General features: G+C 72.8%; 14 protein-coding genes and 1 other RNA gene. 10 read left to right on the top strand and 5 right to left on the bottom strand.

Going from position 1 to position 15,335, the window contains the following annotated elements:
- Window positions 1–2: 2 nt before the first annotated feature.
- Entirely contained in the window at window positions 3–569 is a 567-nt protein-coding gene (locus DEJ03_RS05960) for a GIY-YIG nuclease family protein (RefSeq protein WP_181422617.1), read from the bottom strand.
- A gap of 373 nt (window positions 570–942) precedes the next feature.
- Window positions 943–1,788 carry a siderophore-interacting protein gene (locus tag DEJ03_RS05955; RefSeq protein ID WP_110863873.1) on the bottom strand — a complete coding sequence of 282 codons (846 nt, stop codon included), beginning with the start codon at window positions 1,786–1,788 and terminating at the stop codon, window positions 943–945.
- An 84-nt stretch (window positions 1,789–1,872) separates the two neighbouring features.
- Here DEJ03_RS05955 and DEJ03_RS05950 point away from each other — a divergent pair, with 84 nt between their 5' ends.
- The 10 genes from DEJ03_RS05950 to DEJ03_RS05900 all read left to right on the top strand — a co-directional run bounded on the left by DEJ03_RS05950 (window position 1,873) and on the right by DEJ03_RS05900 (window position 12,648).
- On the top strand, window positions 1,873–2,556 hold the full coding sequence (locus tag DEJ03_RS05950) for a heme oxygenase (biliverdin-producing) (RefSeq protein WP_110863872.1): 684 nt from the start codon (window positions 1,873–1,875) through the stop codon (window positions 2,554–2,556).
- Window positions 2,557–2,747: 191 nt separating this feature from the next.
- Entirely contained in the window at window positions 2,748–5,405 is a 2,658-nt protein-coding gene (locus tag DEJ03_RS05945) for a phosphoenolpyruvate carboxylase (protein WP_110863871.1), read from the top strand.
- A 566-nt stretch (window positions 5,406–5,971) separates the two neighbouring features.
- Window positions 5,972–7,180, top strand: a complete 1,209-nt coding sequence (locus DEJ03_RS05935; protein ID WP_258370585.1) for a multidrug effflux MFS transporter — start codon at window positions 5,972–5,974, stop codon at window positions 7,178–7,180.
- Between the two features lie 59 nt (window positions 7,181–7,239).
- Window positions 7,240–7,575: an STAS domain-containing protein gene (locus DEJ03_RS05930; RefSeq protein ID WP_017886068.1), complete on the top strand. Its 336-nt coding sequence runs from the start codon at window positions 7,240–7,242 to the stop codon at window positions 7,573–7,575.
- Window positions 7,575–7,988, top strand: a complete 414-nt coding sequence (locus tag DEJ03_RS05925; protein ID WP_110863868.1) for an ATP-binding protein — start codon at window positions 7,575–7,577, stop codon at window positions 7,986–7,988. The genes DEJ03_RS05930 and DEJ03_RS05925 overlap by 1 nt, the downstream gene beginning before the upstream one ends.
- 130 nt (window positions 7,989–8,118) lie before the next feature.
- Complete coding sequence (locus DEJ03_RS05920; protein ID WP_110863867.1) at window positions 8,119–9,102, top strand: AraC family transcriptional regulator; 984 nt, start codon at window positions 8,119–8,121, stop codon at window positions 9,100–9,102.
- Window positions 9,103–9,166: 64 nt separating this feature from the next.
- Entirely contained in the window at window positions 9,167–9,784 is a 618-nt protein-coding gene (locus DEJ03_RS05915; protein WP_110863866.1) for an alpha/beta hydrolase, read from the top strand.
- Window positions 9,785–9,890: 106 nt separating this feature from the next.
- Complete coding sequence (locus tag DEJ03_RS05910; RefSeq protein WP_110863865.1) at window positions 9,891–10,931, top strand: hypothetical protein; 1,041 nt, start codon at window positions 9,891–9,893, stop codon at window positions 10,929–10,931.
- Window positions 10,932–11,065: 134 nt separating this feature from the next.
- Window positions 11,066–11,911 carry a Nif3-like dinuclear metal center hexameric protein gene (locus DEJ03_RS05905; protein ID WP_110863864.1) on the top strand — a complete coding sequence of 282 codons (846 nt, stop codon included), beginning with the start codon at window positions 11,066–11,068 and terminating at the stop codon, window positions 11,909–11,911.
- Between the two features lie 2 nt (window positions 11,912–11,913).
- Window positions 11,914–12,648, top strand: a complete 735-nt coding sequence (locus tag DEJ03_RS05900) for a zinc ribbon domain-containing protein (RefSeq protein ID WP_027465445.1) — start codon at window positions 11,914–11,916, stop codon at window positions 12,646–12,648.
- A gap of 318 nt (window positions 12,649–12,966) precedes the next feature.
- On the opposite strand, the gene rnpB is transcribed toward DEJ03_RS05900, so the two are convergent.
- The 3 genes from rnpB to map all read right to left on the bottom strand — a co-directional run bounded on the left by rnpB (window position 12,967) and on the right by map (window position 15,156).
- An RNA gene (rnpB, locus tag DEJ03_RS05895) (RNase P RNA component class A) lies at window positions 12,967–13,327 on the bottom strand.
- A 174-nt stretch (window positions 13,328–13,501) separates the two neighbouring features.
- Complete coding sequence (gene ppgK / locus DEJ03_RS05890; RefSeq protein ID WP_027465446.1) at window positions 13,502–14,251, bottom strand: polyphosphate--glucose phosphotransferase; 750 nt, start codon at window positions 14,249–14,251, stop codon at window positions 13,502–13,504.
- A gap of 41 nt (window positions 14,252–14,292) precedes the next feature.
- Window positions 14,293–15,156 carry a type I methionyl aminopeptidase gene (gene map, locus DEJ03_RS05885; protein ID WP_110863863.1) on the bottom strand — a complete coding sequence of 288 codons (864 nt, stop codon included), beginning with the start codon at window positions 15,154–15,156 and terminating at the stop codon, window positions 14,293–14,295.
- Window positions 15,157–15,335: the final 179 nt, after the last annotated feature.

Genomic DNA, 15,335 nt, shown 5'->3' with positions numbered 1-15,335 from the left:
CGTCAGCCGCGGAGCGCCAGCGCCTCGCTCGTCCACCGGGCGTGCAGGTCCCACGGATCGTCGACCCCGGCGGCGACGGCCTCGACGTGCGCGAGCAGCTCGGGCGTGACCCGGAACCACTCGGTACCCGGGTACCGGCTGGCGGCGAACGCGGCGTGCCGTCGGCGTTCGAGGTTCCGGTCACCGCGCTCGAACGCCAGCAGGTCCTGGTGCGGGATCGCCGCGAGCCGCTGCCGGGGGTTCATCGTCGTGCCGATCTTGATGCGGTCGCCGAAGTCGTCGCGCATCCGCAGGTAGTAGACGACATCGACCCGAGGGGGAGCGAGGTCGCCGTCCGGCACGTCACCCCACCGCCACTCGCACCGGGCGCACACCACACCTGAGGGGTACCGCACACCGATCCTCGACCCGCACACCGGGCACGGGCCGGGCAGTGCGTCCTCGATGCCGGGGTGTTCGGCCGCGAGGTCGGCGACGAACGCGACGTGCGCGCCGCACAGGGGGACGCCCGCGAGCCCGTCCGCGAGCACGCGTGCGCAACCAGGCACGCAGCACGAGGAGGTGACCATGCGCCGAACGTTAGCCCGACCCACCGACGTGCCCCGGGCCTCCCGGCCGCTGCGCGCGCTGGGCGTACCGGGCGTCCCTGGGCGGACCGGGCGTCCCTGGTCGAATCGGGTGTACCTGGTCGAATCGGGCGTCCCTGGTCCGTTCTTCCGACCATGTACGCCCGTTCCCACCAGCCATCGCGCCCGTTCTGGGAAAGAACGGGCATACCTGCGACAACCGGCCGCCCCGGCCGCCGGGTGTACCGACCGAGAACGGGCGTGCCGGGTGTACCTGGTCGAACCGGGCGTACCTGGTCCGTTCTACCGACCAGGTACGCCCGTTCCCACCAGCCATCGCGCCCGCCATGGGAAAGAACGGGGACGCAGGCCGCCGTCAGTCGGTGAAGATCACCCCGACGGGCTCGCGCTTCTCCTCCTGGAACTCGTCCTCGCCACGACCGAGCGCCCAGTACGCCGACAGCGACATCTCGCGCTTCTCCAGCCCCCAGTCGTCCTGCAGCAGCCGACGGATCGCCTTCATCGCGGTCCGCTCGCCGTGCGCGAAGACCTGGACCGGCCGGGAGGCACGCGGCAGCCCGCGGGCCGTCTCCAGCAGGAGCGTGCCCGGCTGGGCGCCGGTGGCGTCCCGGTGCAGCCACCGCAGGTCGACCCCGGCCGGGTGCCGGAGGTCCTGCTCATCAGCGGGCCCGGCCACCTCGACCAGGGCGACCCCGGTGGCGGAGTCGGGCATCGACTCGAGTGCCGCGCCGATCGCGGGCAGGGCGCTGTCGTCACCGAGCAGCACGTGCGTGACCGCCGGGTCCGTGGTGGGCGCGTAGCCACCACCGGGCCCGGACAGGGCGAGCCGATCGCCCGGCTGCGCGGACGCTGCCCAGGGACCGGCGAGGCCCTCGTCGCCGTGCACGACGAAGTCGATCGCGATGGTCCGCGTGGTGTGGTCGACCGCGCGCACCGTGTAGGTGCGGCGGGCGGGGCGGTCGTGCTTCGGCAGGGTCTCGCGCAGTGCCTCGAGGTCGTACGGCGGCACCAGTCCGAGCGACGGCTTCGCGAGCAGGAGCTTGACGTACTTGTCGGTCGAGCCGAGTCGGTCGGGGTCGGCCTGGGCGACGAAGTCCTCGAAGGCCGAGCCGCCCAGGTGCACGCGCACCATGTGGGGCGAGAGCCGTTCGGTGCGGTCGACGACGAAGACGTGCTGGGGGCGTTTGGGTTTCGAGCTCATCGTGGGGGAGCTTCCTCTCGCGGGTTCGGCGTCACCTGGGTGATCCCTGCTTGACGCGCGCATCACTAAGGTTAGCCTTACCTCATGGACTCGACCGTCATTCCGTTCTCCGAGCTGCTGCGGCGTCGCACGCGGCGCTCGCACGGTGCCTCGGCCACGAGCGGCTTCATGCAGGACCTGCTCGGCGGCGACTGCGACGTCGCCGACTACGCGGACCTGCTCGGACAGTACGCCTTCGTGTACGACGCACTCGAGCGGGCGGCGGAACCCATGGCCGACCACCCCGTGGCGGCGCCGTTCGTCACCGCGCAGCTCACCCGGATGCCGGCGATCCGTGCCGACCTCGAGTACCTGATCGGCCCGGACTGGTCCGAGCTGGTGTGCCCGCTGCCCGCGACGACCGCGTACGTGCGACGCCTCAACGAGGTTGCGGCCGAGTGGCCCGGCGGCTTCGTGGCGCACCACTACACGCGGTACCTCGGCGACGTGTCCGGCGGGCACGTGATCGGCCAGGTGCTGGCCGAGCGGTTCGGGTTCGACACGAACGGTGTCCTCTTCTACATCTTCGACCAGGTCGCCGACCCGAGCGACTTCGAGCACACCTACCGGGCCCAGCTCGACGCCGCGCCCTGGACGGCTGACGAGCAGGAGCGGGTGATCGCCGAGGTCGAGCTCGCCTACGAGCTGAACCGAGGGCTGCTCGCCGGCCTCGATGCCCGCCGTGCGCCGTTCCGTCAGGAGCCGGGCAGCGCCTCCGTGCCTGCCTGATCCAGCGGCGGCAGCACCCCGGCACTTCCGAACCCGGACCCGCGCGGGACCGCCGGCCCCGCGCGGACCCTGCTCCGCGTCCGTCCGGACCCCGCCCCGCGTCCGTCCGGACGGTCGACGTCATGCGCCCCGGGTGCCGATACGCTGCTGGGACCCGGGACCAGCCTCCCGGACGACCCGGAAAGGACTCCATGACGGCGATCGACGGATCTGCACGCCACGAGCGCGCGCGGGACGACGTCAGCGGTGCGGTCGACAGTGACCTGCGCGCCGACGTGCGGTACCTCGGCAACCTCCTCGGCCGGGTGCTGCGGGAGAATGGGGGCGACGAACTGCTCCACGACGTGGAGTCGTTGCGCGCCGCCGTGATCGACGCCTACGAGGGCGACCACGCCGAGGGTGCCGCGCGTGCCCAGGCGATCGTCTCGGGCATGTCGGCCGAACGCGCCGAGGCCGTGGCACAGGCGTTCACCACCTACTTCCACCTCACGAACCTGGCCGAGGAGCACCATCGCGTGCGGGTCCTCCGGCAGCGTGGTGACGACGGCGGCGTGGCCGGCGACTCGTTCCCCGCCACCTACGCCGAGCTCGTCGCCGAGGTCGGCGAGGCCGAGGCCGCCGAGCGCCTCCGCACCCTGCGGTTCCACCCGGTGCTGACGGCCCACCCGACCGAGGCCCGCCGCCGCGCGGTCACCACGGGTGTCCGCCGCATCACGGACCTCATCGACGAGCGTGACCGCGCCCGGAACGCGACGGCCCGCGCCGAGAACGAGCGCCGCCTGCTCGAGGAGATCACGACCCTCCTGCGCACCTCGCCGCTCCGGACCACCCGGCCGACCCCGCTCGACGAGGTCCGTACCGCGATGAGCGTGTTCGACCAGACCCTGTTCGAGATCGTCCCGCAGGTCTACCGCCTGCTCGACGACCGGCTGCAGGGCGACGACGCCGGCCGCGCTCCCGTGATCGCGCCCGCGTTCGTGCGGTTCGGCACCTGGATCGGCGGCGACCGTGACGGCAACCCGCACGTGACGGCCGACGTCACCCGCCAGGCCGCCGAGATCGCGGCGGAGCACATCCTGCTCGGCCTCGCCCGCGCGACCACCCGCATCGGCAGCGCCCTGACGCTCGACGCGAGCGACACCCCCGCCGACGCCGGCCTCACCGCCCTCGTCGCCGCGCAGGAGTCCCTCGACCCGGGCATCGCCGAGCGCATCGGCGTCCGCGCACCGAACGAGACCCACCGCCGCGCGCTCCTGTTCGTCGCCGCGCGCATCGACGCCACCCGGACCGGCACCACGCCGCTGGCCTACGACGGCCCCGAGGCGCTGCTGGCCGACCTCCGCACGATCCAGGCGTCGCTCATCGCCGCCGGCGCGATCCGCCCGGCGAACGGCGAGTTGCAGAACCTGATCTGGCAGGTCGAGACCTTCGGGTTCCACCTGGCCGAGCTCGAGGTCCGCCAGCACTCCCAGGTACACCGCACGGCCCTGGCGGAGATCCGCGCCGGTGGCGAACTCAGCGAGACCACCGAAGAGGTCCTCGCCGTCTTCCGCACGATCGCCGGGCTGCAGTCCCGCTACGGCGTCCGCGCCGCGAACCGGTACATCGTGTCGTTCACGCAGTCCCCGGCGGACCTGGCGAACGTGCACGAGCTCGCGGTCGCCGCGCTCGGGTCCGCCGAGGCCGCGCCGGTGCTCGACGTCATCCCGCTGTTCGAGACCTTCGCCGACCTGCACGCCAGCGTCGACATCCTCGACGAGGCCGTCCGCACCGAGGCGTTCCAGCGACGCCTCGCCGCGACCGGCCGTCGACTCGAGGTCATGCTCGGCTACTCCGACTCGTCGAAGGACGTCGGCCCGGTGTCCGCGAACCTGGCGCTGTACGACGCCCAGGCCCGCATCGCCGACTGGGCCCGAGACAACGACATCGAACTGACCCTGTTCCACGGCCGCGGCGGTTCGCTCGGCCGCGGCGGCGGTCCCGCCAACGAGGCCGTCCTCGCGCAGCCGCCGGGATCGATCGACGGTCGGCTCAAGCTCACCGAGCAGGGCGAGGTCATCTTCGCCCAGTACGGCGACCAGGACATCGCCGCCCGCCACCTCGAGCAGATGGCCTCGGCGACGCTGTTCGCGTCGACGCCGTCGAACGAGGCGCGCACCGCCGCCGCGGCCGCCCGGTTCGCCGACCTCGCCCAGCAGCTCGACGACGTCTCGCGCGTCGCCTTCTACGACTTGGTCAAGGCCGACGGCTTCGCGCCCTGGTTCGCCCGGGTCACCCCGATGGAGGAGATCGGCCTGCTGCCCCTCGGCTCCCGCCCGGCCCGTCGTGGCCTGTCGGTGGAGTCGCTGGAGGACCTCCGCGCCATCCCGTGGGTGTTCTCGTGGACGCAGGCGCGCATCAACCTCGCCGGCTGGTACGGGCTCGGCTCCGCGCTCGAGGCCGTCGGCGACGTCGACGTGCTCCGCGCCGCGTACGCCGAGTGGCCGCTCTTCGCCGCGATGATCAAGAACGTCGAGATGTCACTCGCGAAGACCGACGAGCACATCGCCCGCCGGTACCTCGAGCTCGCCGACCGCGACGACCTCGCCGCGAAGGTGCTCGACGAGATGGTCCGCACCCGCGACTGGGTGCTCCGCGTCTCCGGCGGCAGCGACGTGCTCGAGGACCGACCCGTCCTCGCCCGCGCGGTGCGACTCCGCAGCCCGTACGTCGACGCGCTGTCGCACCTGCAGCTCCGTGCGCTGCGCGCCATCCGCACGTCCGGCAGCACGGACCCGACGGACGCCGACCACCGGCTCCTGCTGCTCACCGTCAACGGGATCGCGGCCGGCCTGCAGAACACGGGCTGACGCCCCCACCCGACGGACAGGAGGCCCGGTGCCAGCTGGCACCGGGCCTCCCGTCCGTCCCCGCGCACGTCCCGGGCCGCACCGCCCAGCGGTCACGAAGCGTCTGCCGCGCCTCGCGTCGCCGCTCCGCCGAGTGGTCAGGACTCGTCGGGCGGCCCCGGCCGGGCGGTCACGAGGCGTCGGCTGCGCCGTCGCCGAGCGACGGAACACGACCGCTCGGCGGACGTGAGCGGGGTGTCGTGACCGCTCGCGCCTCGCGCCGTCGGTCGGCCCGAGCGGTCAGGACACGTCGGGTGGCGCCTGCCGAGTGGTCACGAAGCGTCGGCTGCGCCGTCGCCGGGCGACGGAACGCGACCACTCGGCGGACGTGAGCGGGGTGTCGTGACCGCTCGCGGCGCCGGACGGGAGGCCCGGTGCCAGCTGGCACCGGGCCTCCTGTCCGTCCGCGCGCACGTCGCGGGCCCGCACTTCGTGAGCAGGAACGGTCGCCTCCGGCACCGCGAACCGACCGTTGCTGCTCACGAAGTGTCCGTCGAATCGATTCGGGGACGCGTAGCGTGTCGGAGGTGACGACGGAGCGCAGCCTGGGACCGACGACGACCGTGCTGCCCCCGATCGTGCCGCTGGCGCTCATCGTCGGGGTCTCGCCGTTCGCGACGGACATGTACATCCCCGCACTCCCGGCCATCGCACGCGACCTCGGCACCACGCCCGGCGCCGTGCAGCTGTCACTCACGGCGTTCCTCGTGGCCTTCGCGGTCGGCCAGCTGCTCGTCGGACCGGTGAGCGACGGGATCGGTCGTCGGCCGATGCTCGTCGTCGGGACCGCCCTGTTCGCCCTCGCGTCGGTCGGCTGCGCGCTCGCCCCCGACGTCGTGACGCTGGTGGTGGCCCGCGTCGCCCAGGGACTCGCCGGAGCCGCGGGTGCCGTGGCCGGTCGGGCGATGGTGTCCGACGTGACGAGCGGCACCCGGATGGCGAAGGTGTTCGGCACGCTCGCGGCCATCAACGCGATCGGGCCGGTGGTGGCCCCGCTGGCCGGGGGAGCGGTGCTCACGGTCGGCACGTGGCGGCTCATGTTCGTCGTGCTGGCCGTGCTCGGTGCCGTGTTCTTCGTGGCGGTGGTCCTGCGGTTCCGCGAGACCCTGCCGCCGGAGCGTCGTGGTGGCGTCGGGTTCGCGGCGAACGGGCAGCGGATCCGCGAGCTCCTGGCGATCCCGCGGTTCCGGGCCTACGTGCTGAGCGGGGTGCTCTCGACGGTGGGGTTCTTCGCCTACATCGCGACGAGCTCGTTCGTGTTCCAGTCGGAGTTCGGGTTCTCCGAGGGGCTGTACACGCTCGTCTTCGCCACGAACGCGTCGATGATGATCGTCACGACGCTGTTGTTCGGCCGGCTCGTCGGGCGGTTCAGCGAGGACGCCCTGCTGACCCTGGGCCTGGTCGTCGGGACGGTCGGGGCCACGGCCGTGCTCGTGTCGGCGCTCCTCGGACTCGGGCCCGTGCCGGTGTGGTGCGCCCTCGCGGTCGTGACGGCCGCGTGGGGCTTCGTCCTGCCGGCGGCGATGACCCGAACCCAGCACGTCGGCGCGGCGCACCCGGGGACCGCGGCCGCCCTGCAGGGCGGGCTGACCTTCGGCATCGGCGGTCTCGGCACCCCGCTCGCCGGAGCCCTCGGCGGCACCGCACTGGCGATGGGCGGGGTGATGGCAGCGCTGATGGCCGCGGCCGTGGTGGTCCAGGTGACGGCGACGCGGCGAAACCGGTCCCACAACTGAGGGGCTGAGCCGGTAGGTTGCTGGTTGCAAGGCGCACCGATCTGAGGAGACCCACCGAGATGGACATCGTCGTACACGAGGCGGAGACCGACACCGCCGTCCTGGAGTGCAGCGGCCGGCTCAACATGGTCTCCGCGCCCACCTTCCGCGAGACCGTCGCCCAGATCGTCGGCAACGGGCGTTCGCGGCTCGTGGTCGAGCTCTCCGGGGTCGAGTTCATGGACTCCTCCGGCCTCGGCGCCCTGGTCGGCAGCTTGAAGACCGCACGCCAGGCCGGCGGCGACCTCCGCATCGCGGCGCCGTCAGAACAGGTCCAGATGGTGCTCAAGCTCTCCAACATCGACAAGATCCTGCGGACGTACCCCGACGGGGACGCCGCGGTGACCGACTGGTGATGACCGCCCCCGTCGCCGAGCACATGCTCGCACTGGCGTGCCCCCCGGACGACGTGTCCGCCGTGCACGACTTCCTCGCAGGCGTCTGGCAGCACGAGCCGTCCGTCACCGCCGAGGACCGGATGGCCCTCGAGCTCGCCCTGGTCGAACTCACCTCGAACGTCATCGAGCACGGCGCCCGCCCGGACGGTGTCTCGTGCGAGCTCCGGCTCGAGATCGGCGACGAGCGCTTCCAGGCGCTGCTGTCCGACGACGGGGTCGCGGCGACGGTGGATCCCGACGCCGCCGTGCTGCCCGACGACTTCGCTGAGGGCGGTCGCGGACTCGCCCTCGTCCGCATGGTCGTCGACGACCTGCGGTACGAACGCGTGGCCGACCGGAACCGCTGGACGGTGCTGCGCTCCCGGCACTGAGCGGGAGCACGGCCGTCATCGATCGGCCGAGTCGCAACGGTCGTCCGCCCAGCGCACTCCGTGGGCCGTAAACCGCAATGACGGGTCGGCGATTGTCGCGTTTCCCGGATACCGTGTCACGATTCGCGCGATGACTGTCGAGCCTGATCCCCGGATCCGGTTCGAGACGTCCGGCGCCGGACTCGACGCGGCCGTGCAACTGTACGAAGAGGCCTACGAGAGCACGGGGTTCTCGGCGTCCCGGACCGATCGTCCGTTCGCGTACCGGTTCCAGGTCGTGGGCGACGGATCGATGACCTTCCGCTCCACCCGGTTCGACGGGCGGATGCAGGGCGAGGTCGAGGTCCCCGACGAGTACGTCGTGATGTGGACGTCGGACGGCGGCGGCCGCGTCGACGTCGGTCGCCAGGAGGTCGACTTCGCACCGGGGACCCCACGGGTGTTCCCGACGCGGCGTCCCTTCGTGTTCGACCTGCAGGACGTCCGCCAGAGCCTCGTGCAGTTCGACCGCACGTACCTGGAGGGCGTCGCCGCCGAGGTGCACGGCACCCGGCCCGGCCCCCTGGTGTTCGACCACACCGCAGCGCCCCGGCCCGAGGACCTCCGCGCCTGGAACGCCCGGGTGCAGCGCGCCGCGGCGATCGTGCTCGGCCCAGCGCCGCTGACCGAGCTGGCCCTCGCCGAGACCGTGCGGGAGACGGCGCTGGCGTTCCTCGACACGTTCCCGCACGAGACCATCGCCCCCGACGTCGCGCTGCCGCAGGGGGCCACTGGTCGTGTCCGCGAGGCCGTGGAGTTCATGCACGCCTTCGCCCACACGCCCGTGACCACGACCGACGTCGCCGAGCACGTCGGCCTGAGCGTCCGGGGGCTGCAGCAGGCGTTCCAGCGGCAGGTCGGAACGGCGCCGAACGCGTTGCTGCGGGGGATCCGGCTGGACCGCGTGCACGAGGAACTCCGCCGCGCGTCGGCGGGCGACCTGACGGTGGCGAGCGTGGCGTTGCGCTGGGGCTTCGCGCACCTCGGCCGGTTCTCGGCGGCGTACGCGTCCCGCTTCGGGCAGTACCCGCGCGACACGCTGCAGCAGCCCCGGGGCGCAGTCCCGCAGCTCTGAGCCGGGCAGTGCACCGCGCGCCACACTCCGGAACGGTGCCTCGCTTCTTCGCTACGCTGCCCCGGTGAGCAGAGCGCTACCGTGGGTGATCGTCCCCGGCATCTGGAACTCGGACCAGGACCACTGGCAGTCCGTCTGGGAGCGGGAGCAGCAGGACGAGCACGACGAGCACATCCAGCACGACCACCGCCCCCAGCAGCCCGCCGCCGTCCGCATCGCCCCCACCTCGTGGAGCGACCCGGACCCGGACGACTGGCGCGCCGCGATCTCCACGGCCGTGGCCTCGTGCCCGGAGTCCCCGGTCCTCATCGCCCACAGCCTCGGCGTCCTGGCCGTCGCCGACTGGTTCGCCACCACGGCGGACGCTCCCGCGCTCGTCACCGGTGCCTTCCTCGTCGCCCCGCCCGACCCGCTCGGCGACACGTTCCCGGCCGAGGCCTCGGGCTTCGTGGCGCCGCGCCCGGTGCCCTCGGCCCAGCAGGTCCCGACGCGCCTCGTCGTGAGCGACGACGACCCGTACTGCAGCGCGGACCGGGCGCTCGTGTTCGCCGACGCAATGGGCGCGGACGTCGTCCGCGTCGGTGCCCTCGGGCACGTGAACGTCGCGAGCGGCGTCGGTGCCTGGCCCGCGGGACGGGAACTGCTGCGGGCGTTCGAGGACGGCCTCCGCCCACCTCGGTGACGACGGGCGCGACACGCCGCTCAACTCCGCCGCGATATGGCAGGCGGTGCAGCGACACACCGCGGATGTCCCGCGTTTCGGCCCGCGCGATATTTATCCTTCGAACATGGAGACCCAGTCCGGCGCACGCACCCCGCTCGTGGACCCGTTCGGCCGCGAGCTCGAGGAGTGGCTCCGCGACGCACCGGCGACCCGTGCCCCCTACGTGCCGGACCTCGTCGTCCCGCCCGTCACCGGCCCCGTGCAGCGCCCCGGACACGCCGCGAGCAGCACCACCACCGCGGCCGCCGAAGCAACCGCCGACGCGACGACCGCCGACCAGTCGGCCGCCCCGGCACCCGTCGCCGCCCCCGCGTTCCGCCGCGACCGCGCCCGCCACGCCGCCGTCTGCGCCCCGTCGTTCCCGGAGCCGCCGGAGCGTCTGGCCCTGCGCATCGAGGACCTCGCGGTCGAGGTGTCGTCGTCCACGGGCCGCAGCAGCATCGAGCGCATCGTCCTGCTCGAGGACGAGGTCCGCCGCCGTGACGAGGACCTCGCTCGCCTCGCCGCGTGGGAGGCCACCGTCGCCGGCTCGGAGGACCCCGAGGTGACGGCCGCCCGCGCCTTCGCCCACACCGTCTTCGCCGACCTGCTCACCGACGCCGCCGCCGAGGCGGACCGCCGCGACCGTGCCGCAGCCCGCCGCGCAGCGACCGCGCCCGTGGCGCTCGTCACCCGGCCGGCACCCGTGCCGACCCGCGCAGCACCGAGCGTCCCCGCAGCAGCGCAGGCCGCACCCACCGCGGAAGCCGCGCCGGTGGTGGCACTCGTCACCCCGGAACGCGACGAACCCGTCCGACCGGTGCTGGGCCTCCCGGCCGTGTCCCCGGTGTCCGCGGCCACCCGACCCACCCCGCTCGTCCTGCCCGCCACCGGGCCGACGGTCATCGACCGCGCGGCCTTCGCCGCCGCGCTCACCGCGCACCAGGGCGTCACCGCGAGCACGCCGGTCGTCCTGCCGGACGCCGTCGCCGCCCCCGTCGTCCCGGCACCCGTCGTGGACGCGACGGAAGCCGACACCGACTCCGCCACGGCAGCAGCGCCGGCCCCGGCCGGCTGGTGGTCGCGATTCGTCGACCGGCTGCTCGGCCTGCTCGGTCGTCGCTGACGACCCGCGGCCGCGGTGCGGTCGGCTGCAGCGCTTCCGGTCACACCGCTTCCGGCTGTACTGCCTGGAGGCCCGGATCACCCCACACGGACCGGCTGCCCCGTGCGGGGCGGTCGCCTCGGTAGACTGACGGGATGCCGACGCTCCGCGAACTCCAGGCCGTGATCGAGGACCTGTGGCCCGCCGCCGGTGCCGAGTCGTGGGACTCCGTCGGACTCGTCGCGGGCGATCCGGCCGCCACCGTCGAGCACGTGCACCTCGCCGTCGATGCGGTCCCCGCCACCGCACGGGAAGCCGTCGAAAACGGTGCCGGGCTCCTGCTCACGCACCACCCGCTGCTGCTCCGTGGGGTGACGACGATCGCCGAGTCGACCTACAAGGGCAGCGTCCTCGCGACCCTCGTGCGTGGCGGCAGCGCCCTGCTCGCGGCGCACACCAACGCCGACGTCGTGACGACCGGCACCTCGGCCGTCCTCGCCGACCGACTCGGGCTCACCGAGCAGCGACCGCTCGACGCCGGAGCCGACCCCGACACGGGCATCGGCCGAGTCGGGGTGCTGCCCGAGGGGACGACCCTCGGCGCCCTCGCCCGGAAGCTCGTCGACCTGCTGCCGCCCACGGCCACCGGGGTCCGCGTCTCCGGTGACTTCGACCAGCCCGTCCGCACCGTGGCGCTCTGTGCGGGTGCCGGCGACTCGCTGCTCGGCCACCCCGCCGTGCTCGGCGCCGACGTCTACATCACGAGCGACCTGCGGCACCACCCGGCCTCGGAGTTCCGCGAACAGGCGCTGCTCGGCAGCGGGCCGGCGCTCATCGACACCTCGCACTGGGCCACCGAGTGGCTCTGGCTCGACGTCGCCGCGGAGCAGCTGCGCACCCGGGCCGGGGTCCGTGTCACCGTGAGCGACCTCCGCACCGACCCGTGGGACTTCGCCGTCCTGCCGGCCGCCGAACCCACCACCCCCACAGAAGGAGCCTGACCATGAAGGCAGCACCCGAGGACCAGGTCATCCTCCTCGACGTCCAGCGTCTCGACAACGACGTCACCCGCATCGCGCACCGCATCACGTCGTTGCAGAAGGGCGACCAGCTGACCGAGCTGAGCAAGCAGGCCGCGGCGCTCCGGAGCGAACTCGTCGCCGCCACCGGCGAGGTCGAGGACGCCGAGCGCGACCTCGCCCGCCTGGAGTCCGACACCGCTGTGGCACAGGCCCGTGTCGAACGCGACACCACGATGCTGCAGAACGTCGCGAACGCGAAGGACGCCGCTGGACTGCAGAGCGAGCTCGACTCGCTGCAGCGGCGCATCGGCGGCCTCGAGACCGCCGAGCTCGAGATCATGGAGAACCTCGACGGCCTCCGCGCCCGGGTCGGTGACATCGAGGCCAAGCTCGCCGACGTCGAGGCCGCCCGCGGTGGTCTGGTCGCCGAGCGCGACGCGGAGATCGCCCGGCTCACGGCCGACCGCGAGTCCGCCGAGCAGGCCCGCGCCGACGTCGCCGCCAAGGTGCCGGCCGAGTTGCTCGCCCTGTACGACCGGCAGCGTGCGCGCTACGGCTTCGGCGCCTCGCTGCTGCAGGGCGGCGTGTCGACGGCCTCGGGCGTGGCGCTCAACAACTCCGACCTGCAGACCATCCGCCGGGCTGCGCCCGACGACGTGGTGCTGTGCCCCGACAGCGACGCGATCCTGGTGCGGACGGCCGAGTCCGGGCTGTAGACGCGAGCGACGTCCGTGGCGGAGGCGCGGTGCCAGCTGGCACCGCGCCTCCTGTCCGTTCGTGGGCTGGTCGCAACGCGTCGCGTGCGTGCCGCCGTGCGGTCACGACCTGTCGGCTGCGGTCGTGCCGGCCGACGGTTGGTGACCACTCGGCGAACCTGAGCGGGGAGTCGTGACCGTGCGCGCCGCCTGCGCCGCCAGACGGGAGGCCCGTGGCGGCGCCGCACCGCGCCTCCCGTCCGTCGTGGGCTGGTCGCAACGCGTCGCGTGCGCGCCGCGCGCGACGTCCGCGCGGACCGACGCGGCACGGAGGAGGGGCGAATGGGCCGGCCGTACGCCGGGTTCTGTCCCGCCGCTTGCACGGCGGTGACGGCCATCTCTCTCGGACCGACGTTGCCGTCGGCCTCCAGCGGTCTACCCGAGGACTCGGCGAGCAGCCTCAACGTCCTCTGTCTGACCTTGCTCCGGGCGAGGTTTACCGAGCGGATCCGGTCACCCGGACCCCTGGTGGTCTCTTACACCACCGTTTCACCCTTACCGACGTTGCCGCCGGCGGTCTGCTTTCTGTGGCACTGTCTCGCGGATTGCTCCGGGTGGGTGTTACCCACCGCCCTGCTCTGTGGAGCCCGGACGTTCCTCGGCGCTCCCGGGGGAGCGACGCGACCGTCTCACCGACCCATTCGCTGGATCGAGTCTACCCGGCTCCGCGGTGCCCGATGCGAGGGGAGCCCCACGCACACGGGTACCTGATGAGAACGGGCGTACCTGGTCGGAAGTTCCGACCGGGTACGCCCGATTCGACCAGGTACGCGCGCGATCAGGTACGCCCCCGACCAGGTACGCGCGACCAGGACTAGACGCTGCGCGCCGCCAGGGTCGCGGCACCGATGATGCCGGCGTTGTTGCGGAGCGTCGCGGGGATGATGTCCGCCTGCAGGTCGAGCAGCGGGAGGAACTCCTCGTACTGCTTCGAGACCCCGCCGCCGACGACGAAGAGCTCGGGGGAGAGCAGGGCTTCGAGCGTCGAGTAGTACTTCTGCAGGCGCTTCGCCCAGTGCTTCCACGACAGGTCGTCGCGCTCCTTGGCGGCGAACGAGGCGCGCGACTCGGCGTCGTGCCCCTCGATCTCCAGGTGCCCGAGCTCCGAGTTGACGATGAGCACGCCGTCGTTGATGAGCGCGGTGCCGATGCCGGTGCCGAGCGTCGTCACGATGACCAGGCCGTCCTTGCCCTTGGCCGCACCGAACTGCTGCTCGGCGAACCCGGCGGCGTCGGCGTCGTTGACGAAGTGGATGGAGCGGCCGAGTTCCTTCTCGAACAGCGCCTCGGCCTCGAAGCCGATCCACTTCTTCGACACGTTCGCGGCGGACATCGTCTTGCCGTCCCGCACGATCGCCGGGAAGCAGACCCCGACGGGCACGTCGTCACCGGGGGCGAGCTCGCCGATGATCTCCTTGACCACCGCCGTGATGTCCTGGGGCTTCCCGCCCTCGGGCGTGGCCTTCTTGATGCGGTCCGTGGTGAGGGCGCCGGACGCGACGTCGACGATCGCGCCCTTGATGCCCGTACCACCGATGTCGACGCCGACTGCGAGGGAGGTCATGAGGTTGTCGTGCCTTTCGGTTGCCTGCCGGAGGTGTCCGGTCAGGAGACGGTGAGGAGCTCCGCGCCGCGTTCGGTGACGACGAGGGTGTGCTCGAACTGCGCGGTCCACGACTTGTCACGGGTCGAGACCGTCCAGTCGTCGGACCAGATGTCGGCCTCGATGCCGCCGAGCGTGAGCATGGGTTCGATGGTGAACACCATGCCGGGTTCGATCACCGTGTCGTACTGCGGTGCGTCGTAGTGGGGGATGATCAGGCCGGAGTGGAACGCCCGACCGACGCCGTGTCCGGTGTAGTCGCGGACGACGCCGTAGCCGAAGCGCTTCGCGTACGCCTCGATCGCGCGGCCGATCACGTTGACCTGCCGGCCCGGGGCGACGGCCTTGATGCCGCGACGCAGTGCCTCTTCGGTCCGGGTCACCAGGTCCGACACCTCGGGCGCGGCCTGTCCGACGACGAACGTGCGGTTCGTGTCGCCGTGCATGCCGTCCATGTAGGCGGTGATGTCGATGTTGACGAGGTCGCCCTCCTGCAGGACGGTGTCGTCGGGGATGCCGTGGCAGATGACCTCGTTGAGGCTCGAGCAGAGCGACTTCGGGTAGCCGCGGTACCCGAGCGTGGAGGGGTAGGCACCGTGCGCGACGACGAACTCGTGCCCGATCCGGTCCAGCTCGTCGGTGGTCACACCGGGGCGGATGGCTTCGCCGACGGCGTCGATGGCCTGCGATGCGATGCGTCCGGCGACTCGGATGCGCTCGACCTCGTCCGGCGTGTAGGTGTCACCGAGGCCGTGCTCGTGGGGCTCGACCTTCCCGACGTACTCCGGACGCTCGATGTCCTTCGGGACGGCGCGGTGCGGGGAGATGCGGCCGGCGGTCAGGTGTCCGTGTTCGTCCCGGGGCATGCGGACCACTCTAGCCGCGGCGCGACGCGCCGAGCGCAACCGCCCCAGGGCGCAGCCCGACGCGCCGAGCGCAACCGCCCGACGCGTCGAGCGCAACCGCCCCACGGTGCGGCCCGACGGGGTGGACGTGACTGCCTGGAGGCCCGGTGCCGGTCCGCCGGACCGGCACCGGGCCTCCA

This window comes from Curtobacterium sp. MCLR17_043, from assembly GCF_003224215.1.
In the GTDB taxonomy this organism is placed as follows: domain Bacteria; phylum Actinomycetota; class Actinomycetes; order Actinomycetales; family Microbacteriaceae; genus Curtobacterium; species Curtobacterium flaccumfaciens.
This window is presented reverse-complemented; position numbering and strand designations above follow the sequence as displayed.

Bases quoted from the DNA above. Each gene is read 5' to 3' on its own strand.
- DEJ03_RS05960 (WP_181422617.1), bottom strand. From the start codon at position 569: ATGGTCACCTCCTCGTGCTGCGTGCCTGGTTGCGCACGCGTGCTCGCG.
- DEJ03_RS05955 (WP_110863873.1), bottom strand. From the start codon at position 1,788: ATGAGCTCGAAACCCAAACGCCCCCAGCACGTCTTCGTCGTCGACCGC.
- DEJ03_RS05950 (WP_110863872.1), top strand. From the start codon at position 1,873: ATGGACTCGACCGTCATTCCGTTCTCCGAGCTGCTGCGGCGTCGCACG.
- DEJ03_RS05945 (WP_110863871.1), top strand. From the start codon at position 2,748: ATGACGGCGATCGACGGATCTGCACGCCACGAGCGCGCGCGGGACGAC.
- DEJ03_RS05930 (WP_017886068.1), top strand. From the start codon at position 7,240: ATGGACATCGTCGTACACGAGGCGGAGACCGACACCGCCGTCCTGGAG.
- DEJ03_RS05925 (WP_110863868.1), top strand. From the start codon at position 7,575: ATGACCGCCCCCGTCGCCGAGCACATGCTCGCACTGGCGTGCCCCCCG.
- DEJ03_RS05920 (WP_110863867.1), top strand. From the start codon at position 8,119: ATGACTGTCGAGCCTGATCCCCGGATCCGGTTCGAGACGTCCGGCGCC.
- DEJ03_RS05910 (WP_110863865.1), top strand. From the start codon at position 9,891: ATGGAGACCCAGTCCGGCGCACGCACCCCGCTCGTGGACCCGTTCGGC.
- DEJ03_RS05905 (WP_110863864.1), top strand. From the start codon at position 11,066: ATGCCGACGCTCCGCGAACTCCAGGCCGTGATCGAGGACCTGTGGCCC.
- DEJ03_RS05900 (WP_027465445.1), top strand. From the start codon at position 11,914: ATGAAGGCAGCACCCGAGGACCAGGTCATCCTCCTCGACGTCCAGCGT.
- ppgK (WP_027465446.1), bottom strand. From the start codon at position 14,251: ATGACCTCCCTCGCAGTCGGCGTCGACATCGGTGGTACGGGCATCAAG.
- map (WP_110863863.1), bottom strand. From the start codon at position 15,156: ATGCCCCGGGACGAACACGGACACCTGACCGCCGGCCGCATCTCCCCG.